General features: G+C 58.8%; 21 protein-coding genes and 1 pseudogene. 8 read left to right on the forward strand and 14 right to left on the reverse strand.

What is annotated here, in order from left to right; all coding sequences use genetic code 11:
* Positions 1-90 precede the first annotated feature (90 nt).
* Entirely contained in the window at positions 91-864 is a 774-nt protein-coding gene (locus tag ABIA96_RS35180; protein ID WP_354141502.1) for a recombinase family protein, read from the reverse strand.
* A 482-nt stretch (positions 865-1,346) separates the two neighbouring features.
* Here ABIA96_RS35180 and ABIA96_RS35185 point away from each other — a divergent pair, with 482 nt between their 5' ends.
* Complete coding sequence (locus tag ABIA96_RS35185) at positions 1,347-2,855, forward strand: porin (RefSeq protein WP_354141503.1); 1,509 nt, start codon at positions 1,347-1,349, stop codon at positions 2,853-2,855.
* Positions 2,856-3,653: 798 nt separating this feature from the next.
* Here the strand turns inward: ABIA96_RS35185 and ABIA96_RS35190 are convergent.
* Entirely contained in the window at positions 3,654-4,901 is a 1,248-nt protein-coding gene (locus ABIA96_RS35190) for a serine hydrolase domain-containing protein (RefSeq protein WP_354141504.1), read from the reverse strand.
* 176 nt (positions 4,902-5,077) lie between these two features.
* Between ABIA96_RS35190 and ABIA96_RS35195 the strand changes: the two are divergent.
* Positions 5,078-5,299: pseudogene (locus ABIA96_RS35195) on the forward strand (transporter); the annotation flags it as partial.
* A gap of 83 nt (positions 5,300-5,382) precedes the next feature.
* On the opposite strand, the gene ABIA96_RS35200 reads toward ABIA96_RS35195, so the two are convergent.
* Positions 5,383-5,829: a hypothetical protein gene (locus ABIA96_RS35200; protein ID WP_354141505.1), complete on the reverse strand. Its 447-nt coding sequence runs from the start codon at positions 5,827-5,829 to the stop codon at positions 5,383-5,385.
* A gap of 1,860 nt (positions 5,830-7,689) precedes the next feature.
* On the opposite strand from ABIA96_RS35200, the gene ABIA96_RS35205 reads away from it, so the two are divergent.
* The 3 genes from ABIA96_RS35205 to ABIA96_RS35215 all read left to right on the forward strand — a co-directional run bounded on the left by ABIA96_RS35205 (position 7,690) and on the right by ABIA96_RS35215 (position 10,058).
* A complete protein-coding gene (locus ABIA96_RS35205; protein ID WP_354141506.1) occupies positions 7,690-8,322 on the forward strand; it encodes a nucleoside deaminase in 633 nt (210 codons plus the stop codon).
* Between the two features lie 374 nt (positions 8,323-8,696).
* Entirely contained in the window at positions 8,697-8,978 is a 282-nt protein-coding gene (locus ABIA96_RS35210; RefSeq protein WP_354141507.1) for a DUF3302 domain-containing protein, read from the forward strand.
* Between the two features lie 645 nt (positions 8,979-9,623).
* Positions 9,624-10,058: a nuclear transport factor 2 family protein gene (locus ABIA96_RS35215; RefSeq protein ID WP_354141520.1), complete on the forward strand. Its 435-nt coding sequence runs from the start codon at positions 9,624-9,626 to the stop codon at positions 10,056-10,058.
* Here ABIA96_RS35215 and ABIA96_RS35220 read toward each other — a convergent pair.
* The 3 genes from ABIA96_RS35220 to ABIA96_RS35230 are packed head-to-tail and all read right to left on the reverse strand — an operon-like array spanning position 10,053 to position 11,842.
* Entirely contained in the window at positions 10,053-10,283 is a 231-nt protein-coding gene (locus ABIA96_RS35220) for a hypothetical protein (protein WP_354141508.1), read from the reverse strand. The two genes, ABIA96_RS35215 and ABIA96_RS35220, sit on opposite strands and share 6 nt — an antisense overlap.
* Before the next feature lie 14 nt (positions 10,284-10,297).
* Entirely contained in the window at positions 10,298-11,341 is a 1,044-nt protein-coding gene (locus ABIA96_RS35225) for a cupin domain-containing protein (RefSeq protein ID WP_354141509.1), read from the reverse strand.
* A gap of 54 nt (positions 11,342-11,395) precedes the next feature.
* Complete coding sequence (locus tag ABIA96_RS35230; protein ID WP_354141510.1) at positions 11,396-11,842, reverse strand: hypothetical protein; 447 nt, start codon at positions 11,840-11,842, stop codon at positions 11,396-11,398.
* 404 nt (positions 11,843-12,246) lie between these two features.
* On the opposite strand from ABIA96_RS35230, the gene ABIA96_RS35235 reads away from it, so the two are divergent.
* Positions 12,247-14,283: an alkyl/aryl-sulfatase gene (locus tag ABIA96_RS35235; protein ID WP_354141511.1), complete on the forward strand. Its 2,037-nt coding sequence runs from the start codon at positions 12,247-12,249 to the stop codon at positions 14,281-14,283.
* Between the two features lie 451 nt (positions 14,284-14,734).
* Here the strand turns inward: ABIA96_RS35235 and ABIA96_RS35240 are convergent, their stop codons facing one another.
* From ABIA96_RS35240 to ABIA96_RS35250, 3 genes are all read right to left on the reverse strand, one after another.
* Positions 14,735-15,244: a hypothetical protein gene (locus ABIA96_RS35240; protein ID WP_354141512.1), complete on the reverse strand. Its 510-nt coding sequence runs from the start codon at positions 15,242-15,244 to the stop codon at positions 14,735-14,737.
* Between the two features lie 134 nt (positions 15,245-15,378).
* Complete coding sequence (locus tag ABIA96_RS35245; RefSeq protein WP_354141513.1) at positions 15,379-16,434, reverse strand: HAD family hydrolase; 1,056 nt, start codon at positions 16,432-16,434, stop codon at positions 15,379-15,381.
* A 230-nt stretch (positions 16,435-16,664) separates the two neighbouring features.
* A complete protein-coding gene (locus tag ABIA96_RS35250; protein WP_502918884.1) occupies positions 16,665-17,438 on the reverse strand; it encodes a hypothetical protein in 774 nt (257 codons plus the stop codon).
* Between the two features lie 246 nt (positions 17,439-17,684).
* Here ABIA96_RS35250 and ABIA96_RS35255 point away from each other — a divergent pair, with 246 nt between their 5' ends.
* Positions 17,685-17,879, forward strand: a complete 195-nt coding sequence (locus ABIA96_RS35255; protein ID WP_354141514.1) for a hypothetical protein — start codon at positions 17,685-17,687, stop codon at positions 17,877-17,879.
* Between the two features lie 93 nt (positions 17,880-17,972).
* The gene (locus tag ABIA96_RS35260) at positions 17,973-18,692 is read left to right on the forward strand and encodes an outer membrane protein (RefSeq protein WP_354141515.1); all 720 of its coding nucleotides are present in this window, start codon (positions 17,973-17,975) and stop codon (positions 18,690-18,692) included.
* Positions 18,693-18,782: 90 nt separating this feature from the next.
* Here ABIA96_RS35260 and ABIA96_RS35265 read toward each other — a convergent pair whose 3' ends face one another.
* From ABIA96_RS35265 to ABIA96_RS35285, 5 genes are all read right to left on the reverse strand, one after another.
* Positions 18,783-19,181 carry a helix-turn-helix domain-containing protein gene (locus tag ABIA96_RS35265; protein ID WP_354141522.1) on the reverse strand — a complete coding sequence of 133 codons (399 nt, stop codon included), beginning with the start codon at positions 19,179-19,181 and terminating at the stop codon, positions 18,783-18,785.
* A gap of 158 nt (positions 19,182-19,339) precedes the next feature.
* Positions 19,340-20,284 (reverse strand): helix-turn-helix transcriptional regulator, encoded by a 945-nt coding sequence (locus ABIA96_RS35270; protein WP_354141516.1) that lies wholly within the window; start codon positions 20,282-20,284, stop codon positions 19,340-19,342.
* A 93-nt stretch (positions 20,285-20,377) separates the two neighbouring features.
* A complete protein-coding gene (locus ABIA96_RS35275) occupies positions 20,378-20,734 on the reverse strand; it encodes a hypothetical protein (RefSeq protein ID WP_354141517.1) in 357 nt (118 codons plus the stop codon).
* A 178-nt stretch (positions 20,735-20,912) separates the two neighbouring features.
* Positions 20,913-21,902: an AraC family transcriptional regulator gene (locus ABIA96_RS35280; protein WP_354141518.1), complete on the reverse strand. Its 990-nt coding sequence runs from the start codon at positions 21,900-21,902 to the stop codon at positions 20,913-20,915.
* Between the two features lie 1,085 nt (positions 21,903-22,987).
* Positions 22,988-23,195 (reverse strand): hypothetical protein (locus tag ABIA96_RS35285; protein ID WP_354141519.1); only part of this gene is annotated, 208 nt, incomplete at its 5' end.

Consider the following 23,195-nt stretch of genomic DNA (forward strand, 5'->3'; position numbering starts at 1 on the left):
GCTGCGATGATCAAGCCGAAAACCGAAGAGTCCGACGAGGTCTAACCGTTAACTGGACAGATCAGCGCGCTTGCGGCCTACCGCGCATGGTTACGTTGAGACGTCGCCGGCAAGGTGAACGATAAGCTTCGTTACAATCTCCTTCAGCAGAACGGCAATATCGACCCGCACCGCATAGGAGCGCTCTTGGTTTGTGGAGAGATCTACGATCTTATCGATGAGCTTAGTTAGCTTGTCTTTTTGCCCGCCTTGAAGCCTTTCCGCCAGAGCGGGGTGTGCAAAAAATGCTAAGAGGGTAATTTCGAAGTCTCGATATGTCCAAGCGGTGCGACTGCATCCGACACCAATTAAATCCTGCTCGCACGCCAGCACCTGAATATTTGTGACACGGTGCAGTACGACCTCGTTGCCGCAATAGGCGCACGTTGTGAGACCTGCAAAGATGTTCGCGAGTTCATTTCCTTTGCGACCGCGGTTCGCGAGGTTCTGCTTGCGAGCGATCTGCGCGGTTTCATAGGTGTTTCTGTCAATGACGGCTGGATAGTGGTTTGGAACCGGTGGCCCGTTCGGGATGCCCTTCTTGTGACCGCCCGCAAAACTCTTGGGTTGGTACTCTCCGTAGGTCGCACGGTTTCTCAGCATGTAATCGATCGTGGTGTGATCCCATGTTTCGGATTGCGTGAAGGTTGGCACCTTTTTCTCATCGAGGTAATTGGCAATGGCGTAGCTGCCCATTCCGCCGATCGCCAACTCAAAGATGCGCCTCACGACTTCGGCGCGTTCGGGAATGAACAAGTAGCATTCGCGATCCTCGCTCAGTCCAAGCCAGCTTGGGGCTGCCGAAATTTTCTTATTGTCCGACATTTCGGGACGCCCCATCTGAACGCATGCACACAACGCTTTTTAGTTGACTCGATTCGGCTTTTCCACTGCGCAGGTCCCAGACCAGGCCTTGCGACGTTTGCGCCTCTCGGGTTGTTCCAACCTGTTATCGGGGAGTCACACCCCTGTGAACAGAGATTATTCGAGAAAAACCAAGGGGTTGAATATCTTCTGGCATGGTCACTGTTGCGTGATTTTTGTGCAACACCCGTCGGAAAACACACTTCATAGGCCCGATTCGGAGCGTTCTCTTGTTGTGTGTGCAATGGCCATCGATCATGGTGATCGGGCGACGGAGGGGGGCATCCCAAGGTCGTCCCGTTTAGGTCTTTCGCTTAAGTCCCTCGCGTTCATGCGGGTGTGTCCGAAGACGCGAAGGTGGCCAAGGCGGTGATTTAAAGGGGGTTGGGGAATTGGCCGTTCGGGTCAGTGACCTTCCCTGAAGAGCAACTTGGAGGTTTAACATGAACTTTAAGAGCCTTTTGCTCGGCTCAGTGGCGGGTCTGCTCGCCGTGGGCGGAGCTCAAGCAGCCGATCTCCCCGTGAAGGCCAAGGCGGTCGAATACGTGAAGATCTGTTCGCTTTACGGTGCGGGTTTCTACTACATGCCGGGCACCGACACTTGCATCAAGCTGGGTGGTTACCTTCGCGCTGACGCCATCTTCGGCGGCTCCGGCGACTACGGTTTCAACTACAGCACCGCTGCGGCGAACGGTGGTTCGAACAACCGTCTGACCAACTACTACTACACCCGCGCTCGTATGGACCTCACCGTCGATACCCGCACGGCGACCGAATACGGCGTTGTTCGTACCTACGCTGACATGATCTTCAGCTATGACACGGCCAACGTCACCGGCAGCGCCCCGTCGGCGTTCTCGGCCGGCAACCCGTCGCTCGGCCTCTACCATGCGTTCATCCAGTTCGCTGGCTTCACCATGGGCCGCACGGTCTCGATCTTCGATGCCCCGTGGCAGAGCTATCCGGCTGGCGGTCCCGATACCATTCCGGGCGGCTCCAACCATGTCACCGGTATCAATCAGCTCGCTTATACCGCTGACTTCGGCCAGGGCATCACCGGTTCGATCGCCTTGGAAGAGCCCACCACTCAGTCGAACGGTCAGGGCAATCTCTGGAACACCTCCGGCTTCGCTTCACCGCTCGCTGCTGCCACTGCGTTGATTAACGGTAGTTCTTACGGCTCCAGCAATTGGGGTGGAACGCGCTCCCCCGACATCGTCGGTGCCATCCGTGTTGACCAGGCTTGGGGTCTTGCCCAGTTCTCGGCTGCTGCACATAATCTTCATGCTGCCTACTTCGGCACGACGGAACCCACCGGTCATCCTTCCGACAAGTGGGGTTGGGCTGTCCAGGGTTCGTTGTCGATCAAGAACATCCCGACTGGTGCGGGTGACTCGATCAACTTGCAGGCCGTCTACACCGATGGCATGAGCAAGGAGAACTTCCAGGTCCTGTTCCCGGCAACCTTCTTCATGTTCAGCGGCACGGGCGTGCCTGGTGCATACCAGAGCGTCGGTTTGGCTGGCATTGCTGACGGCGTCTTCGGCGCTGGCACCAGCATCGAGACCGTGAAGACCTGGGGCGTCCGTGGCGGCTATACCCACAACTGGAGCCCCAACTGGGTGACCGGCATTTACGGTGGCTATGGTGCTCTGAGCTACGGCACGAACAGCAAAGCCCTGATCTGCGGCGTCTTCGCCAGCATTGCGAACCCCGGGGCGACTTGTAACCCGGACTTCAACTTCGGCGTCGTCGGCGTCAACACCGTCTGGACCCCGGTCAAGAACTTGGCCTTCACGGCGGACCTGAGCTATTCGATGCTGGACCAGAAGTTCTCCGGCACGGTCACGGCTCCGGCGCTCCTTGGCACCGCTGCCAAGCCGGCTGCGGTGTATGAGCTGAAGGATCAGAACTCCCTGACCCTGATGCTCCGCGCTCAGCGCACGTTCTAAGATCGATCTATCGATCGATAGAGAGCCCCCGGCGGGAAACCGCCGGGGGCTTTGCGTTAATTGGAATGAAGCCGACTTTGTGCCGCTTGTGGAGTGCTCCGCCGTGGACGAGTCAGATCGTGAATTGATAGGATGCTGCGGCGGCGCGGGTCTTGCCGGGGGGACGAGGTAGTCGCGATTTGCAATCGCTGCGATTCACTTTTGCATGGCTAATTTAGCAGCCAGGTAGAGGTCACGGTTGAACTGTACCCTACTCGCATCATGACCTTGCCGAGTTGGAGGTGTCACCGGGACTCGGCAGCTAATACGGAACCTGACTGCTCGCGCTCTCAGTCAGCCAGAGCCACATCGCGTTTGGGTCGTACGAAAATGATAATCGCAAGAGACCTCGCTCCTTTAGCCACCTGGACATCGCAGTGACATAGGATCGGTGGACGCCAAGCCGCAGCGAGCGCGTCGGCGCGAAGGCCAGCATTGGGGTGCACCTCAGAAAGTGCCACCAAGATCACCCATTCCGGCCCCGAAATGCCAAAGGCGATGCTCCACGATTTCCTAAATTCGTCGGGATAGCGGCGCGAAAGCGGACCCCGCAGGACATCCGCGTTGGGCCAATCCGGACTCGTTCAACGCAAAGGGAAGCCTATTCGATCACCTTGTCGGGGCGGCCAAGGAGTGACGCGGGCAACTCGACGGCGTGGGAATCACACTGCCAAACGTGCGTCGCGCGTTAGGAGCCGAATGCAATGCGGGCTAACGGCAATCGCGATCGGTCCGTGAAGTCGATCAAGCTTTGGCAGCCTACCTCACCATCGCATCGAAAATCAGCGGCGCCAACTCCGTCTCGATCCGGCCGCGGTGCGATGGTGACTGCATCATGCAGAGCGCGAACAGATCGTCATTCGGGTCAACAAAGAAAAAGGCGCCGGCCACGCCATCCCATCCATATATGCCTGGCGGCCACGGCCTCTTCGGCTGCGGCGATGTGAGCACGGCAACGCCCAGTCCGAATCCGGCGTGGACTGCAAGAAAATAGACATTGGCGCGTGCGATTCCGCTCTCGGGACCGATTTGGTCCGACGTCATCGGGGCCACCGTCTCCGGCTTCAGATAGCGTCGTCCGTCAAGCGTGCCGCCATTCAGGAGCATCTGCACAAAGCGCGCGTAGTCGCCGGTCGTCCCTACCATTCCGGCACCACCGGATTCCCAGCGCCTATGCACCATCGGGTCCCTGATTCCGGCAATGGGCGGGTCTATCAGATCATCCGGCAGGAACTGGGCAACCAGCGGGCGCTTCGCCTCGTCCGCGACAAAAAACGCGGTATGGCTCATGCCAAGGGGATCCAGCAGCCGCTCCTTCTCGAACTGAAATAGCGATTGTCCCGAAACCACCTCGATCACCCTCCCGAGCACATCAACGGAATGGCTATAGGTCCACGTCGTGCCCGGCTGCTCGGCGAGCGGCAGGTTCGCTAGGCGCGCAGCGAACTCGGCGTTGTCAAAATCGCCGCCGTAAAGGTCGGCCTGCCGATAAAGTTTTTGCACGGGGCCGTCGCCGTAAAACCCGTAGGTGATACCCGAAGTTTGTCGCATCAGATCGAGTATGGTGATCGGGCGCTTGAGCGGCTCCAGCGTAAACACTGGCTTTCCAGTCGCGTTAGGCTTTTCCTCGCCGACCTTTACGTCGGCAAAGGCCGGAATGTATTTGGAGAGGGGGTCATCGAGCGACAGCTTGCCGTCGTCGACCAGCATCAGCGCGGCAACCGATGTGATCGGCTTCGACATCGAATAGAACCGAAAGATGGTGTCATCCGACATCGGTACCTTGGTTGCGACGTCGCGCAGGCCGAATTTTTCATAATAGACTGGCTTTCCGTGCTGCTGGATCAACAGGATCGCGCCGGGAATTTTACCGATCGCGATCTCATGTCGTAGATAATCACCGATCCGCTGAAGGCCCGGTTGCGAAAAGCTTCGCGCGGCCGGCGTATCTCCAAACGTGGCGTTCAAACTTGCAGCAACGAGCGCGGCGACGAGCGCGAACGCCACCCACCTTGCCGCCGCCTTGATTCGTTGGCCGGTTCGCGCCAGACTTTCAAAATAGGCCGAGGTACGGCGTGACGAGGATGTGCCAAACATGTGAGCCTCACTAAAATGGCCTCTGTGTCGAGCCGCCGTTATTGCGGTTGCGGACGAGCCCGCTGCTGCTTTTCGCGCTCAGCAACGGCGATCGCGTCGGCTGCTTCCGGTCGCGGGTCGTCGGCGTTGGTCCGCAGGTCGGCTACATTTTCCCGGTCGGAGACATGCAGGGATATCTGAACCTGAAGGCTTACGGAGAATTCGCCAATGAAAATCGGCCAGCGGGCTGGAACGTCTGGCTGACGTTCAATCTTCAGCCTACGGCGCCAACGCCGGCTACGCCCTCGAGGCCGAGGTTCACGAAATAGAAGCGCTGGGGCGAATCCGCTATTCTGACGAACTGAGCACCTACATCACTTCAACCGTGCGCGAACATCGTCGGTGAGGCGAGTCAATTCACGATCATTCGGGACGAGGCGAGAGAGCCGCTCAGCGTATTCGAGGGCGGCGCCGATGTTTCCGGAATCGCGGCTGAACGTGACGAGGGCCAACAGGGTGTCGCAATCGTCCGGATGCCGAATTTGAAAGGCTGTGCGACATGACCCGAACGGCCGAGGCGAGCCGTGTACATCGGCTGCTCGACCCAGAGCGTGCCATCCTGGTCAAAGACGACAATCCGATCCTCAGGCGGCACGTGGTTCGGGCTTGCTGTGTCGGTTGTGGCCCGCACGAAGTCGAGGATCGCCTGCTTGGCGGCACCGTCGTTCCACGAAGGCAATAGGCCGCCTAATGGGGTCGTCTGCGCCAGCGCCGGGACTGTCAGGATCGGTCCGGATAAGGCGGGCAACAGCGTCAGAGCTGAAAGTAGAACCCGTCGGTTGGCGTGATAGCGCAACAACCAATGCATGATCGTCTCCTCATGACTGGACAGCTAATTGCTGAAAGCTGGCGAAACGTCGCAGACGGGTTATGCAATCTCGGCTGAATTCAGAGCGACGAGGTGCTGCATTCGAGATGCGCGACCACGATTTCGCGCGCAAAGCGCCAAGACAGCAGACTTCGTCCGCTTTGCTCCAGGCCAGCGAGAGGCGACGGCACATTAAGAATGTGCCCCTCGTCTCAGAACCAATCCCTGGCTTGCTCAGCCCGGCACAGAGACCTCTGCGTCAAGTTAGCAGGAGCGATACATCGCCTGCAGCTGCTTGCCTCGGAGGAAGATTGATCGCGGAGTCAACCCGCCGTGACGAGCGATCCAAAGCCGCACCTGCACGGGATACATCGCGTAGAGCGCCCGGGTTGAGGCTTCGGTGTGCCTACCTTGACCGCGCCAGATGCCCGCGATGTCCCGCGCGGCTCTCAATTACAACTGGCTCGGGTCTTGGCTTGCGCAATCGCAAGCGCCGTTTGAGCAAGGATTGCACATCGGCTTCAGCATTTGATGCATTGCCGAGAAGCAGTGCCCGAGGCTTCAGTCGATGGAATTCCGCCTTCAAAAAATCTCTCACCGTTGACGCTACAGATCGAGAGCCCTCAATCGCCTTCAATGTAGGTTCGAACCGACACACAAGTAAGAGTGCCTCACACAACACTGCGTACGACGCGGTTATTCGGGGCCGATAAGCCGCGCCATCATGGATTCGGTATACTTGGACAAGCCGAGCGAGGATAACCAGGCTTTGATGTCCTGCCTCCCGGTCCGTTCCGGCGAGGATACCATCCCTTGGCGACAACCAAGATGATCTCGCCTATCTTAGATAGGTATCAAACAGGCCCACAATGTGTTGCGACGACTCAAACGACCGAAGGCGGCAAACCCGATCGCGCGTGCCGCCGTCCCAAACGCTTTGTGTGCGCGTTAGTATTGATTTGGGCAGACCCAAGCGCCGTAGGCGTTACGATAACAGCCGCTGTTGTACCCGTAGGAGCCGTAGTAACCGGTAGCCGCCGCACCCACCGCTGCGGCCCCAACCGCCGCGCCAACCGCCGCTCCACGGTAGGGATAGTATCCTCCGCGCCAAGCGGCGCCTCGATAGGCCGCTCCACGATAAGCCGCCCCGCGATAGTCGCCACCGCGATAAGCTACGCCACGTCCCGCTACAGCGCCCCCTCGGAAATGTGCCGCGCCGCCATGAAAGCCTCCACCATGGAAACCGCCACCGCGGAAACCACCACGAGCGAGCGCGTCGTCGGGGATTAGGGGGGCGCCTACAAGGACGGTGGCTGCAAAGCCAATCAAAGCCTTACGCAACATTGCTCATTCTCCTTTCCTAGAACTGCAAGCTTTGAACAGCGGCCCTGTACATGCTCATGGTTTTTCGCGGCGCCTTGGAACTTGGCCAATCACGCCGACCTGCAATGGCTGACCGCACAGCCGGCCTTGCGCCCCGCCAACTTGCATGTCGATTCCCACCTTTGGTTTCGCGCGAGGAAATAGGACCGCAATCCGGCCGGCATTGTCGGCGGCAGCGTGTACCTGGCTATGCGTTTCCGGCAGAATTCGCGCTCTTCACGAACTTCTGCTCAACGGCTCGCGCGGCTTCCTCGCGAATCCGCCCGCTTGCTGCCGGTCTCCGCGAATCTGCATAGTCAGCACTACGAACCAAACATTAGCTTTGCATGGCTCATCGGAAGGAAAATTGTCCTGACACGATTCTTGAGGCCATTATGCAATCAAGGGCCGGAGCCTTCCTAGTGCGATCGCGCAACAACCGAACGAGCGTCGCGCACATTTCGGATCGCTCAAGAGTTTGTTGCAGCCATGCGCATACCTGATCCAGAGCCAGATGCGATCATGATGCGTCGCTGCGTTGCTCTCGCCCAGTCCGCGGGCAAAAGCGGGGAGTACCCATTTGCGGCCGTCATCGCTCGACGAGGCGAATTCATTTGCGAATCCCTCAATATGGTCAGGGTCGAAGGAGACGTTACGCGACACGCCGAAATGGTTGTAATTGCTTCGGCCCAGAAGAAGCTCCGCGCGACAAGCCTTGATGATTGCACGCTCTATTCAACCGTTGAGCCTTGTGCGATGTGTTCCTATGCCATCCGCGAAACCAGGATCGGACGAGTGGTGTTCAGCTTGCGGTCACCGGTCATGGGCGGCCACTCGCGATGGAAGGTTCTGAGCGATAGCAATCTGTCCTCGACGTTGCCGGAGGTGTTTGCTCGGCCGCCCATCGTCCTGTCCGGATACTTGCAACACGACGTTGAGGCGATTTTTCAGAAGCGAAATCCGCTGACCTGGCAATTTATGAAAGCTCGAAAGATCTTCGTGGCGAGTTCTGGTGGCGAATCCGTCGACATTTTGAACACCAGATCGCGTCTTGGTAGTCTTGCAAGCGATCTTGCAAACGTTGTCAGGGCTGTGGTCCTCGATCGCCTTTGGCGCGGTTAGGGATCGTCACATCGGCGGCAACGTGGTCCCCAACGCGCGTCAGCGCAACCGGCAGCAACGTCATGAATTGCAACGCCCGCCGCGCAACGGGTGCCACGTTGATCGGATGACTTGCCATGCGCTGTCTGGCCATCGGAGGGGGCGTCGGGAACGAATTTGCCGAAATTGCATAGCCCCTACCTTCGGCGAACTTCAGAATAGAGACGTTGAGCCCGCTTTGCAGCTGGGCGCCTTCCGCGCGCGTCGATGCAGAGCGTATTGTTATCCTTCGGAACCGTAGCAAGCACAGGAGCTAGTGCGCTGCTCACGCCGAAGGACGTCTTAAGTGCCATTCGTCAGCTAAGCGTCGTATCGCGGCAGAAAGTGGATCAACAATGGATGCTTCATTTGGGGTGTTGGACGCATTTGCATTTGCGGTGTTTGCCGTTCTCATCGCGGTGGCGGTGATCGCTGTTGTCAGCTTGGGGCAATTGCCCGGCCGCCTCGCGCGAAAATGGGGACATCCGCAGGCTTCCGCGGTTAACGTTGCCGGTTGGATTGGCGTGGCGACCGGCGGCTTGCTGTGGCCACTGGCTTTGATCTGGGCCTTCATCAGTGCATCCGGGTCGTCCGCTCTTAGAATGAAAGAAAATGAGCAAGCGCAGGCGTTCGGGTAGCGCCTACGCAGGAGGGAGCCCGCCGCTGAAGCGAACCACAACGCCACGAAGGCCGCCGCGAACACGAGTAACGGGTAGTGCGTCAGATTTTCTATGGCTCTGTCGGCTTGACCAGAATGACGAACCTTACCGTGTTCTCGGCCAGGAGACGGGATTCTTGCGTATTTTTCCCAAGTCGCGAAAATTGTCTTGCTCGCCGCATCCGTTATGTCAGCGTCGCGTGTATCGCGACTATTTCAACTGACGCCTTGCCTATCGCAGAGTCGTTGCGTTGGAGCGCGCTCGCAGTTCGGCGTTAATCGACCGAAGGTCGCAGTTTTTGAGCACCAGCCAAGTTTATGAGAAGAAGCGCGTACCAATAACGACCCCAACGGCCGGCCACTTTTTCGGCCGGAGATGCAAAGTCACGGCCTGAACCACTTTCTCGGAGCGTCTCGTTGGGCGAGCGCGTGGTTATAGATAGCGAGACGGTTTGATCTCTTTACCGTCGATACCCATTTGCGATCAAACGCAGCGTCTACGGTCCATCTATTAACACATAGTAATAAGATACGACGGGAAAAAAGTGTAAGCATCCAGGCGCTTCCGATGCTGGCCATCAGCGCCGATTGCTCATTGCAGATCCAGTTCAGGAAATCCAACACCATGGCAGAGCATAGTCTTTGGCGTTTCTCACGCGCGTTGCATAGCGCGATCAAGGAACGCCAGCCCGAGGTTCTCGAGACCCTGATCGATGACGACGTCGATTGGGTGATTCATGGCCCGATCGAATTGTTTCCGTTTCTCGGCGCGCGCCGCGGTAAGGCTACCGTGCTCAAGGTTTGCTGGCAGATCTCGGAAAACGTGCGGGTCCACCGCTTCGATCGCGAGTCAGTCATGCTGGGCGAGGATACGGCTGCATCGATGATGCGCTATTCGCTAACGGCGCTCGACTCGAACAAGCCGATTAACCTGCGGCTCGCTCATTTCGCGCAATTTAAAGCCGACCGGCTGCTCAACATTCGCGTTCTTCTCGATACCTATGAGCTGGTGGAGCAGTCGCTCGGGCATCCAATTCGCCCGCCGAAGATCGGATCATAGCAGCCGGGCAATTCGGCGCGACCAGATGCTGGCAAAGCCGATCGGATTGGCAGCGCTTCGCATCAACTCAAACGCCGTGCTTTCGATGCCATTCTCCTCGAACCATGTCTCGGCGGCGTCCACGGTTGCGAAGACTTTCAGATGATCGGCGTCGCTGACCTTGTTTGCTTGTGGACTTCGACCATCGGTCTTGGGCCTGTTGGTCGTCGGGAATTTCGACCTCATTGAGCAACGGCTTATCATCGTGCATCCGGGGATCGTGCGATAAAGAGGGTCTCCTTTGGAAGCGCTTCCGCGACCGTCCGTGGGAGGCTTAAATTGGCAGCTAACAGATCGGGCGGATTCGAGGCTACCCATGCGCTCAGGTCGTGGGAATGATAGTGCCCGTTGTTGAATCCGATCAGCAGGCGCAAGATGCCACTACCGGTGTTGCGGATATAGTGTCCGGCGCCCATCGGCACGTAACCGATGTCACCCGCAACGAATTGTTCGGCTACTGCGTGACCGATCCCCCAATAAACAGCCATCTCAGCCGCACCCTCAAGATAGTATTGCCACTCATCGGCGTGGGGATGCCAGTGAAGCTCACGCATGGCGCCCGGCTCGATCTCCAGCACGGAGACGGACATTGTGGTAGAGATAGGAAACTCATCCGCGGTAGCCGTCCACTGCGCTCCGCCCGGCACGCGCCGCGGCTGCCGGGCGCCTAATGGATAGCGATGCGTTGTTAAATGGGTCGGCTTCGCCCAGGGCGTAGCACGTGCGAAGGAGGCATGGGGAACGGCCCCCTCCGCAAAGTAAGTCTCTCCCTTCGGAAGCTTGGCCGCCCACTCCATACCGAGGCCGAGGTTCTGTGAGACGACAGCAGGCGACGTATGGGATAACCAATCAGAAATGCTAAGTGTATGATCCTCGGCGAAGGCGCCGTTGTCGAACATCAGAATGAAATGGCACTCGCTTGGCCCGGTCCCCTGGATGGCATGACCCCAGCCGCGAGGGAAATACCAAATGTCGCCCGGCCCGAACGTATCGGTCGCCGCTCCGTCGGGGCTCAATACAGTGGTGCGGCAACTGCCAGACACGACGTAACCCAACTCGGCAGCAGTCGTGTGCCAATGCAGTTCGCGCAGGCAACCGGGTTGCAAGCACATAGAGGCGCCGGCGATGCCCTGGCTAACAGGGAACTGCCGGACAGATGCGCCCCGTACGAGACCGCCGCAGCTGGTGTGCGGCGGTTGCTGTTCCAAGCGGTAGCGGAACGATGGCAGAGTCGGGTTGATCATATCCGATCTCCTGGCCGCAATATCGGCACTCGCCGGACTTCGCAGTTCCTAGAGCTACAGCTGTGGCGTACCGGCGGTCGAGTGAAATCCAGGGCGGTCCGATCGACTGAGAAGCAGCCAGGCGCCAATGCCGAGCGTCGGGTCGAGAACCGCAAACGCGAGCAGAAAATGAGGAAAAACACCCGCGATGGCCAAGGGTACGAGCACCAACGGAACGAGCACTACTCTGTCCAATACGCTAGCGGCGACGATCCGCCTGCCGCCAGATAGGCCACCGAATAGATAGAGCCAGCCGATGACCATCACGGTCATACCTATTACGCGAATGAGTGCTGCCTCGTTTCCAACGAACGCCGCGTCCCTGAAGATGGTCTGCACTACGCCGGGCCAAATAAGTACCAGGGCTCCGATCCCTAAATAGATCACGCCGTTCAATACCGTGTATTTTGATGTGATTGACTGGTCGCCCGGGTGCTCAAGAAGATCTTTGATGAGTGACATAGTGTAACTCCCGTTGGTGAAGTTCCTGGTCCAGTACAAGCCTCCCGTTCACGATTGTGATCAAGCCTTTTTGGGGGCGACCTTGTTGGCGCGCTATGCGTTTCCGGCTGGTGTACGTTCGAAATAATTTGGTTACACCAGAGTGTAGTTGCGCGAAAATCGTGCCGAGTATTTCCTGAAGCGCCGCGCCGCGCTGCCAGGAAGCCACTCTTGACCACGCTCCGGTCCACTCTGATCGAGTCAAATTGCGATACTGCCGATGTTGCATAGCGCGAGCTCGCCGGTTCGCAATAATCGAACTGAAAGACGAGATGACCCGGACCGTGGCCCAAGTGCCAGGTTGCGAGGCGCCTGCCTAACTCTTACGAGCTCAATTGCAGCTCATTGCGACAGGAGGGCACACATTGACACATCTGACCCTTCCAAACCGGCAATCGCTGCTGGATGCCTCCACCCGGTGTCTATTCAGCTTCACGGCAGCAGGGCTGGCGTTGGCGCTAGCGGCGACTGTCGCCCACGCGCAGGCTGCGGGCGAACCCAAGCCGGCCTCGCCAGCCACCCTGGAGTTCAATAAGAACTCGACGGCCTCACTGCCATGGTCGGACAAGGTGGATTTCGCAAACGCCAACCGCGGCTTGATTGCACGACTGCCGGACAACGGCGTCATCAAGGACAAAAGTGGCAGGGTCGTTTGGGACCTCTCCAGGTACACCGGTTTCATCCAGGATGGCGCGGCCGCTCCCGACACCGTCAACCCGAGTCTCTGGCGTATGTCGCAGTTGCTGATGGATGCCGGCCTGTATGAAGTAGTTCCCGGTGTCTACCAGGTGCGTGGGGCAGACTTGTCGAACCTGACCATTGTCGAGGGCGGGCAGGGTATTACAATCTACGACCCATTGATTTCCGCGGAAACGGCGCGCGCAGCGCTCGAACTTTACTACCAGAACCGGCCCAGGAAACCCGTCGTGGCTGTGATCTATTCGCATTCGCATATCGATCATGCTGGGGGCGTCCGAGGCGTCGTGGACGAGGCGGATGTGAAGTCGGGCAAGGTCAAAATCTATGCGCCAGAGGGTTTTCTCGAGAATTTCGTTGCCGAGAATCTCTTCGCAGGCACCGCAATGGGGCGCCGGGCCGCCTACATGTACGGCAATCTGCTTGCTCCAGGCCCGCAGGGGACGGTTACCGCTGGCCTCGGGGTCACGACGTCCAACGGGACGGTCACCCTGATTCCGCCGACCGACCTCATCACCAAAACGGGCGAGAAACGCGTCATCGACGGCATCGAGTATGAGTTCCTGATGGCGCCGGGATCGGAGGCTCCATCCGAGATGATGTGGTATCTGCCGAAATTGAAGCTGATCAATACGGCCGAGGACGCCACGCATACAATGCACAATCTCTACACGTTGCGTGGCGCCAAGACTCGCGACGCTCGCTTGTGGCCGATGTATCTGAACCAGGCCATTCAGATGTGGGGCGACCATTACGCGGTGCAGATCACGATGCACCACTGGCCCACCTGGGGGAATGCCGAGATTACCCAGCTGATCAAGGTGCAGCGCGATACCTACAAGTTCATGCATGACCAAACCCTGCACTACGCGAATATGGGTTACACCATGGACGAACTGCCAGGCCTCGTGACGCTTCCGCAGTCGCTTGCAAGCCAGTGGGCGAGCCGGGGCTATTACGGCACCCAGAGCCACGATGTGCGGGCAGTTTACAACTTCTACCTGGGATATTTCGACGGCAACCCGGCGACTTTGAACCCGCTGCCACCTGTTGAAATCGGCAGCAAGTATGTAGCAGCCCTGGGCGGTCCCGACGCCGTCATGAAGCTGGGCCGCGAGGCACTCCAGAAGGGTGACTATCGCTGGGGCGCCGAAGTAGTGAACCATCTGGTGTTTGCTCAGCCCGAAAATCAGGAGGCGAAAAACCTTCAGGCAGATATCCTGGAACAGATGGGTTATCAGGCGGAATCCGGCCCCTGGCGCGGCTTCTATTTGACCGGCGCCGACGAGCTCCGACATGGAGTCACAAAGCTGGCGACAGGCAATCCCGCGAGCGCCGACATTATTGCCAATATGTCGACGGACTTGCTGTTCGGTTACATGGGCGTGCAGCTAGACGCCGAGAAGGCGGATGGCAAGATGCTTGCGATCAACTGGATATTCCCGGACATCAACGAGAAGCACGCGCTCTTCCTCGAGAACTCTGTGCTCAATCACTGGCCCGATTACACTGACGCCAAAGCCGATGTCACCGTAACCGTTGAACGAGCTACATTGACCAAGGTCCTGACCAAGCAGCTGTCGTTCGAGGACGCGGTCAAGACCGGGCTAGTCAAATTCACCGGCAACCCCGCGAAGTTCGTGGAGTTCATGAGCTACCTCGTCGATCTGAACCAGTATTTCTGGTTCAAGATCGTGACGCCATAGCAAGCAACAGTACGGCCGGGAGAGCAAATCGCACCCCAGCCCAAGCGGTCCGGTTTGTTCGTGACTGAAGCTGCGGAGACGAGCGAGCGGATTCCAGCTTGGCCCTGAGGGCGCTATCGGCAGACATGTCGGGTATTACCATGCCTGCTCAGGCAGCGAGCAGGCTCGGCGGAGCGATGCTCTCAGACCGCGGTGTGAAGTGGGAGATCAGTAATGTCAAACAGAACCGAGATTGTTTTGATTGCGCTGTTGTGTTTGCTCAGCGCGCTGAACGCAGTCGCGCTTGTCCTCAACCTGTTGCAACCCTCAAGAGCGGCCGTCGGTGGGATGAGCTACCAGGGCTTGCTGCGCGACCCCATTTCTCGCGAGCTGTCAAGACGATCGCGGAGCAGTGCAGCGTCAACGTCGACCTCGCCAAGCTGAAGTGTCAGGGAGGATGATCTCGAAGCGGCTATTGTCTAACGAACGGCCATTTCCCTGCCGCACGTGTCAGGATGGCCGTCATTAATTCGGACGTCGTCTGGCTGGAGACAACGGCCTGCCTCCTGAGCTCCCGATAGACGTCGGGAGGGAGAGGAACATTGGCAATGATCAGCGTACCTGCCGGCATCATGTTCGCCGCGATCTGCCGTTCCAGGATATTTTCGAACTGCCGCATGCGGTCCCATTTCTCGGTGGCGGTGAGCCCGGACTTGCGGGCCACGACACGACAATAGGCAGCGATCAGGACATTCTGCACGTCGGTCCAAGAAATAGTGGGGCTAGCGATTTGCAGCCTGTTGATCGACTCGTTGATCTCGTTGGAGAGGTCGACGCGGCTGTCGGTCGTGAACAGCCGGCCACCAGAAGCGTCGCCGATGAGATCGGGAACCGACCCCGAGCCGATTTCTGGACATTCGAGATTTTCGGCGCCGTAGCTTTGCCCGGTCGAGCAACAGAGCAGCATGAACGGCGCAAGCACAAATCCGATGCGTTGCCGCTGGCGCTTGCATGAAGCTGCAGCGCGCGAACGCGCGTATGCAAATCCCTGGCACGCGAAGGCGATGGAGCATCCCAAATGACATGAGCATGGCCCGCTCTCCCGTGGAGTCGCTGCTACTGCTCGAACGCGAACAGTCGCTTCCAATCGTCCTTCATGCTGATCACCGTCCAGCCGTCCTTCGTTGCTTCGTCATAGAGCGCGGAGGTGAAAGTGCCGACCTTGCTGTCGGGCAGACCTTGCGCCGGTCCGTAGGCGTACTCACGCACGGCATCGTCATGCAGCACCAGCATCTTGAGCCGCGCGCCGGCACCCGTACCGGTCCACTCCAGCATCTCGTGATCGCCCGTCGAATTGCCGAACGCGGCATACGGCCGGCGGCCGATCATGAGGTGAATCCCTTCGGGCTTGCCGGCGTCGTTGTCGTTCAGGAGAAGCTTCAGCTCCTTGGTCAGAAACGGCTTGCCGTCCTTGCCGTAGCCGTATTTCGTTCCGCCCGCGGTGCCGACCACCTGCTCGGGCGGGATACCATAGACCCGCTGGGCGTAGACGCGCACGAAGTCCTGCCCTCCGCCGGTCACGATATAGGTCTTGTAGCCGTGGTCGCGCAGGAACCGCAGCACTTCGAGCATTGGCTGATAAACGAGCTCGGTATACGGGCGTTTCCAACGCGGATGCCGCGCGGTTTCGATCCACTTCTTCGCTTCGGCGTTGAACTCCTCGACCGACATGCCGGTCAGCGTCGCAGCCAGGATTTCCTCGAGGTCCCGCAAAGAAAGCCTGGCGATCGCCTCCCGGTCACCCGAGAGCACGGTCTTGAACGGCGCGACGTCCTTGAGTTCCGGCTTTTTTGCCACCACCGCCGGGACACGGTCCAGACAATAGAGAACTTGCATGTACATCGGATGCTCGACCCACAGCGTGCCGTCCTGCTCGAACACCGCAATGCGGTCCTCCGGCGGCACGAAATTCGAGCCGGCCTGATCTGTGGTGGTGCGCACGAAGTCGAGGATTGCCTGCTTCGCAGCGCCATCGTTCCATGACGGCAGTTGCCCGCCCGGCGCTTGCGCCAGCGCGGAACCGGGCCTGAGCGCTGACAGAACTGGAAGCACCGCCAGAGTCGAGAGCAGGGTGCGGCGGTTGATGGGGGAGGAAGGAACGATCGGTAGCATGCTCGCCTCCTTCGATGTGGTCGCCCATGATGACGAGGATATTGGGCTTCTGGTGCGCGGATGCCGGCGCAACGATTTGCCGTTGCGGCTGCGAGCGCCGCGAACAGTCCGAGAAACACGTTTCTCGGATCGTTCATGATCGATCCTCCAAACCTGTCGCGGACCCGGCTTCGCCGATCTGCGAGCTCTATTGGACCGTGGTCCATAGAGCTCGCGGCATTCGCGTCGCCTCAGTAGCAAGGCGGGTAGGGGTAATAGCCGCAGTACGGATATGCGTTCGCCGCCGCGGCACCGACCGCCGCCGCACCCAGCGCGGCCCCACCGACCGCAGCGGCTGCATATGGAGCCCCGCGATACCAGGCACCGTGCGCGACGTAGGGATGGTAGCCGACGCGGCCGTACCCGCCTCGATCAAAGCCGCCGGCGCGGAAGCCGCCGGCATGGAAACCACCGAAGCCGCCGGCATGGAAGCCGCCGGCGTGGAAGCCGCCGAAGCCGAAGCGGTCGATGAAGAGTGCGGCCGGCCCGTCGCCGCCCGTGAGCTCACCTTCGAGCACATCCACGTCGAAGGTCAGCTTGTCGCCCTCGAGCTTCGCCGTCTTCAGTGTGACGACAGCATCGCGGATTTTCGATCCGTCCGTGTTGAACACCGAGACGGTGCCGTTCGGCGGATCCTTGGTAAAGCTCTCATCGCTTTCATTGTTCGGCGCCCATTCCTCCAAGAGGTGCGTCGTAAGTGTGTGCCCTGCCGCCCGCACCGGGCGGTCTGCGAAAACGATCGAGTTGGGCGACACGCCGGTGAGTGTCAGCTTGCCGCCCTGCAGGCTGGCGCCGCGAGCGTTCATCACGATCAACGACGGCACGATATCCGGGCCGACTTGGCCGATCGTCTTCTCCAGCGGCATGTGCGGCGGCGTCGCAGGCGTCGTCTGAGCCAGCGCCGGCGCCGTCCCGCAGAGCAGGAAGGCGATGATTATGCAGCCAGTTCGATTTTTCATGGTCATGAGCAACTCCTTTCTGACCAATTTGGGGCGCTCTTGTCTTGGCGTGTACCGCTCATGGTTGCCCTCCTCGATGTCGGCTGCCGAAGCCCGGGCCGCAGCCTTCGCCCAACACCAGTCGAACTTTGCCTTTGCCGATCCATACCGGGGTCATGTTTTTGGGCAATCGGCGGGGGGAAGTTGGTCGAAACGTCCTGGAAGCGCTATGCGCCTTCGGCAGATTGATTGAGGAATTGATGGCGCTGCAGGGTGACCGAGATTGATTCACCAAAGGCGGTGCATTACGTCACGCAAAGCGCCAAGCTTCCGGCAATTGATGATTTCGGGTTCGCCACGCTCGACACTGTGATTATCAAGATCGCGAAGCTACGTCCGGAGTGTGCCTGGCGTCCGCCTAGGATAGTTGCGCAAGTGCAACATCGGCGCATCTTTTGTCGTGATTGACGTATCTGCATAGTCGGTACGAACTTCAAGCTATTCCATGCCCTCGAACCCTGTTCTCTGCGAGCAGGGCATGTTGTCGATCGAGGTGATCACATGAAACATCGTCTAGGATTTCTCGCCGGCGTTGCGATGTTGCTTAGCCCGCTTGCTGCGCACGCGGCGGACCTTGCCGTCAAGGCCCCTCCTGCGCCGGTACCAGCCGCTGTCTACAATTGGACGGGGCTTTACATCGGTGTGAACGGGGGCTGGGGCTGGGGCCGGCAGGACCCACTCAACCTGATCGACAATCGCTTCGATCGCTCAAGCTTCAATATCAACGGCGGACTGGTCGGCGGCACTTTCGGCGCGCAAATCCAGCAAGGCGCTATCGTACTTGGTTTCGAAACTGACATCGATTGGGCCGATATCACTGGACGAGGCGTTACCGTTCCCACGATTGTCGGTGTTCCCATTGGGGCGACGTTAAATGTGACCACGAAGATCGAGGCCATCGCTACCGCGCGGGCGCGGGCCGGCGTCGCTATCAACAACTGGTTGATCTATGGTACCGGAGGCGCGGCCTTTATCAAGGAGACGGCGAACGGCACTACAATCGCCGGCGTGCCCTGCGGCACAGCGGGCGTGCTACCAGGCTGCTCCGAATCGCATTGGCGGCCGGGCCTCGCTATCGGCGGCGGCGCCGAGTGGGGGTTTGCGTCGAACTGGACTGCGAAGGCCGAATATCTTTACGTCGCTGCCGCAGGCACCGGCGCCAGCGTCGATCATGTGAACATCGTTCGCGCCGGCATCAATTACAAGTTCGGAGGATTTTGACCTCGTCGCTGCGACGGACTGCCGCCGCCGGAGGACGGCAGTCCCCAATCTGTCGTAACGAGAAACGTCACGGATGCGCGCCCCGACCGTTTAAGCGCCCCTCTTCGACGCTCCGTCCTTGGCTGCATACCGTATCAGCGCGCGTCGTAGCGTCACTGACGGGCTTTCGCCGAACGCCGCGCGGTATTGAATGGCGAAGCGTCCGAGCTCGACAAAGCCGTGGCTCGTCGCGACCTGCGTCACGGTCAACCCGGGTGTTGCGCGACGGAGTTCAGCACGCACTGCTCGCAGGCGTCGGTCGTAGAGAAAACGGCGCGGCGGGCAACCGTGCACCGCACGAAACGCGAAGCGTATCATCCCGGGACGGACCGAAGCTTCCCTGTAGATATCGGAGAGGCTTAGCGGTTTGCCCGCAAAGGTTCGTGCGATCTCCTCCACCTCGTGAACGATGTGTCTGCAACGTTCGCTTGGTTGTCGCTCGGCGGGCACCAACAGGAATCTCCCTGTGAGAACGTGGCGCAGGCGAAGTCACCGCACCGCTAAGATCAGGCCTGTAGTCCTCAAACCGGGAGGAAGGGTCGACGCCCTTCACATACAACCTGAAGCTAATGTCGGGTTCGCAGAGCTGACTATGCGCGTTCGGCAGGTTAGATTTGCGGATCGCGTTGCAGCGTAATGGAAGGCGACTCACCGAAGGTGGTGCGATACGTCACCGCAAAGCGCCCAAGCTCCAGGAACTGATAGTCTCGGGCCACCTCCGCGACGGTGGCCATCGAAGGATCGGCACGTCGCAGGGCCGAGCGAGCCTTGTTCAATCGTCGCAACAAGACATATCGCGTGGGACTTACGCCGAGGAATTCGGCGCAACACAGCCGCAGCGTTCGCTCCGGCACGCCAATCTCTACACAAAGCGCGGGCATGTTAAGTTTTTTATCAATGCGTTGACTCAACACTTCTTCGAAGCGCGCCATGATAACGGCGTGACGGTGCCGTGTTTGGTTGTCTTCCGCCTCGTTGGCGGAAACGCAATTGATGATCGCGTGAAGCATTTCCTGCTCAAGCGCTCTTGCTACTTCACGGCACTCGATCAATTTCCGTTTGGCTTCCGCAAGTTGGCAAGCTTCCTTAAAGAGACGCCGAAATCTTGTTACATCCGCGCGTGCAGGATGAAGTATTCGGCTTGGGCGCGGCGGTGCGATCTCTCTTCCTGTCACTGCTTTGCTGTAGCTCTCGAATCGCTCGGGCGATAATGATATCAAGCCCCATTGGCATGCGCCGTCGGATCGTTGATGTGTGCTCTCGCCGCGACCGTGCAAAACCATGTCGCCGTTTCGCAAAGCAAATCCGTCGGATATGAGAGATTGCGTACCGATCGGGAACGACAGGAATATCTGCTCGGGGGGCAACAAGACATGGGCAATCCGCGCGAGGCTTTCGCAACACAGAGAGACTTCGAGATCTTGCAGTTTCAGCCGTATCAGCCGTGCCTTGAAATCTCCGGCACCTGTTATCGTGAGATTGAGACGTGCATCAGCGAATCCAGCTACGTAACCATCGGGATCGGCAAAGGTAAGTATGCGAGTCTCTGCCATATGCCTCGTCCGGTCGGACCGGCGGACAATTCTTGCGACCTGTTGATTTATTGGTCTCACCGCACGCAGTATTAAGTAACTGATCGGCGTCGGCTATGCAGGTTCGGAAAGTTCGACCCTGATGGGTGGAATGTGACGAATATGCAATTCCGGCAAGCTGACAGGTGATCTCGACCAGGCGCTGCGCGCACCGGCGTCCTGCGCCTGGCGGGGGGCCAGCGGAAAAAGCTGGCTGTCATCGAACTCCAACGCGCCGTTTCCGACGCGCGGAGTATCGCGATCCGGAAGAAACCGCCCGTGCCGGAGGAGCAGGTCATGCCGCTCGCCTATCCTGCCGGCCGCCCTCATCTCGTGGGCGGACGGTTCGTTCAGTTCGGAGATGACGGGAAGCTCGCCGGCATGGCGCTCCTGGAAATGTATGAAGGCGAGAACCGCCTCGTCATCGGTCACGACGCCTCGGGAGCACCGGTGGTCGATTGCGATGGCCGGGTCGCAGCGGTCGTCAGCAAGTGTTTACCCAGACCTTGGTGTGGGGACCCAAATTCGAATCTCGACGGCATGCGGAATGCCCAACGTCGTTTCTTGCCGGTCCAAACACTCGATGAGGCCGACTTAGTTGGCCCGACGCCTATTCCGCTGTAAGGGAGGACGGACGATTGAGGTCGATCGCAGTCCACTCCGCGGGTCGCCGCAATGTCTCCGATGGCGACTCCCCGAACAGTGTGCGGTAAGCGACTGAAAAGCGTCCAAGCTCCCAAAAGCCGTGGTCGGTAACAATCTGCGTGACGGTTGCGTTGGAGGGATCGGAACGCAGGAGCGCGCGCTGTACGAGGTGCATTCGGCGCAAGGTGAGATAGCGGATAGGCCCCATGCCCAGGTGCTGTTCGCAGCTGGCGCGAAGCGTTCGCTCGGCGACGCCGATCGCTGCGCAAATTTCGGTGAGATAGAGCGGCCGATCGGGATTTGTCTCCAGGAACTCCTCAAACCGCGCGAGGATAGTGTCATGATGACGGCTGCCCGCGGTCGGCTCCACGGCGGCGCCTTCGGCAAGGCACCTCACCATGACATGAATGAGCTCATTCTCCAGCGCCCGAAGCACCTGCGGCAACTCCAGAATATCCTGACTGTCATGAGCAAGCTGTCCGATGCCTCTGTGCAGTCTTAGTAGTCGGAGCATCGCCGCAGAATCTGGGCGAATGATTCGCTTCGGCGGCGTTTTCAGTTCACACCCGATTATTGTTTCAGCAGCAGCATCCAGGTCATCGATGGAAAGAGAGATCGTGCCATAACGGAGGTTAGCTTCAGATCGTTGATGTACGACGTCGAACCGGTTCACGACGACATCGCCAGGCAAGACTTCCAGGCCGCAGTGCAGGAGCGGTGACGAATCAAGTTCGGTCAGAAAACCGATCGATCTACGGCCGGGCTTGACCGCGACAGTATTGACCAGCGGCAGGGATACATGGAAACGCTGCATCCAAAGCCGGCTCATGCCGATCTGGGTAATCTCGGCATGAAAACTTCCTTTTGCCGTGGGATATAGCGCCAGGTCGGCAAACCGAATAGCTGTCTGGCACGCTGACGGATCAGCAAAACTAAAAACTCTACTCAACGCCACTTCTATTCTCCCCCAAAACAGAAACTACCCTTTGATCAAAACAAAAGGTGCTGCGGCGACGGGACGTCAGGAGAACTACTCAAGACCGCAAGAGCGAAACAGGCAGCACAACGAGGGCAGCCCATAATACGGTTGTATTCTAGTCTTGCTATTACCTTTGGTAAATCGATAGATTTTTGACCTGCGGCTTGATGTAAATCAATGCTGGACGCAAGTGGCGATACTGGCCGGGCTCGCTTGCTGGTTGAGTTATGTCACTACCACTTACTGTTGTTGGAACGGAAACTTGATCTTCCAGTTGCGCTTCATGTCGACTAATCGGAGCTGTCGGCCCTGGTGACGCGGCCGACGAAAATCGATGATGGCCTGCTTGACCGGCGTGTCGTTCCTGGACGGCAAGGGATCGGTCCGCGCGAAAGAACGGGATGACTAGACGACCGCTTCCATGAAACCACTCAGTGGCAATATTGAAGATATGAGCCGAAAAATGCGGCTATTTCGGATGCTGCATATATGATTCGAATCACGAAAACGCTGACCCAGGCAAACACCCGGTCAATCCGAGGGCTGCGGCGGCGAGCATGATAACTGGCTCTTCATTAATAGACCTCCATCAGAACCGATCTGATTCCGACAAGTGAGGGCGTCGAATAATCGCGGCGCGGTCGAGCAATGTTGCGGCGCGGGACCGCTTGCCGCCTATGCGAATCCGGCAGATATTGCAGAGCGATCAGCGCCTGGAAGCCTGATCCGTTTGGGGGCGCTCAACAGTGCCAGCCCGTATGCTCCTTGCGGAGTGGAAATTGCGCGTGCTCGAGACCATGCCGAAACTGCATAGCGCGCACGGTGGAGCGAGAGCTCGACTCTCGCCGGCCACCCAGCGATAGAGATGCCATGCTCATAATTCTTGCCTTTATTGTCGCCCTCTCTGCAATCTTCTCAAAGTTCAAGCTGGTGCGCTGGGGTTGGGCATCTGGTTCCGTTGCGGCATTGGTTGAGCATTGATACTCGCGACCTTCCTCGGCCTCTCCATCCGACTATCACTGGGCGGTTGGTCGAGGTGACGCCGAACGTATCGGGTCAGATCACGGCCATTCCTGCTGTGTCAGGGACGCTTGCCAGGACGAGCACCTTTGGCGGCGGGACGACGTTTCCGGCGATGATCTCGATTCCCTGCGACATGAACCGTGATATGCTTTAGCAGTCTGCTGAAAAACCTTGAAATGGAGAATTTTCATATTTCCGCCGATCGTTTTTGGAGCGGCGCGGTAGAGTTGGATGTAATTTCTAGCT

It is taken from the genome of Bradyrhizobium sp. LB11.1 (assembly GCF_040549385.1).
In the GTDB taxonomy this organism is placed as follows: domain Bacteria; phylum Pseudomonadota; class Alphaproteobacteria; order Rhizobiales; family Xanthobacteraceae; genus Bradyrhizobium.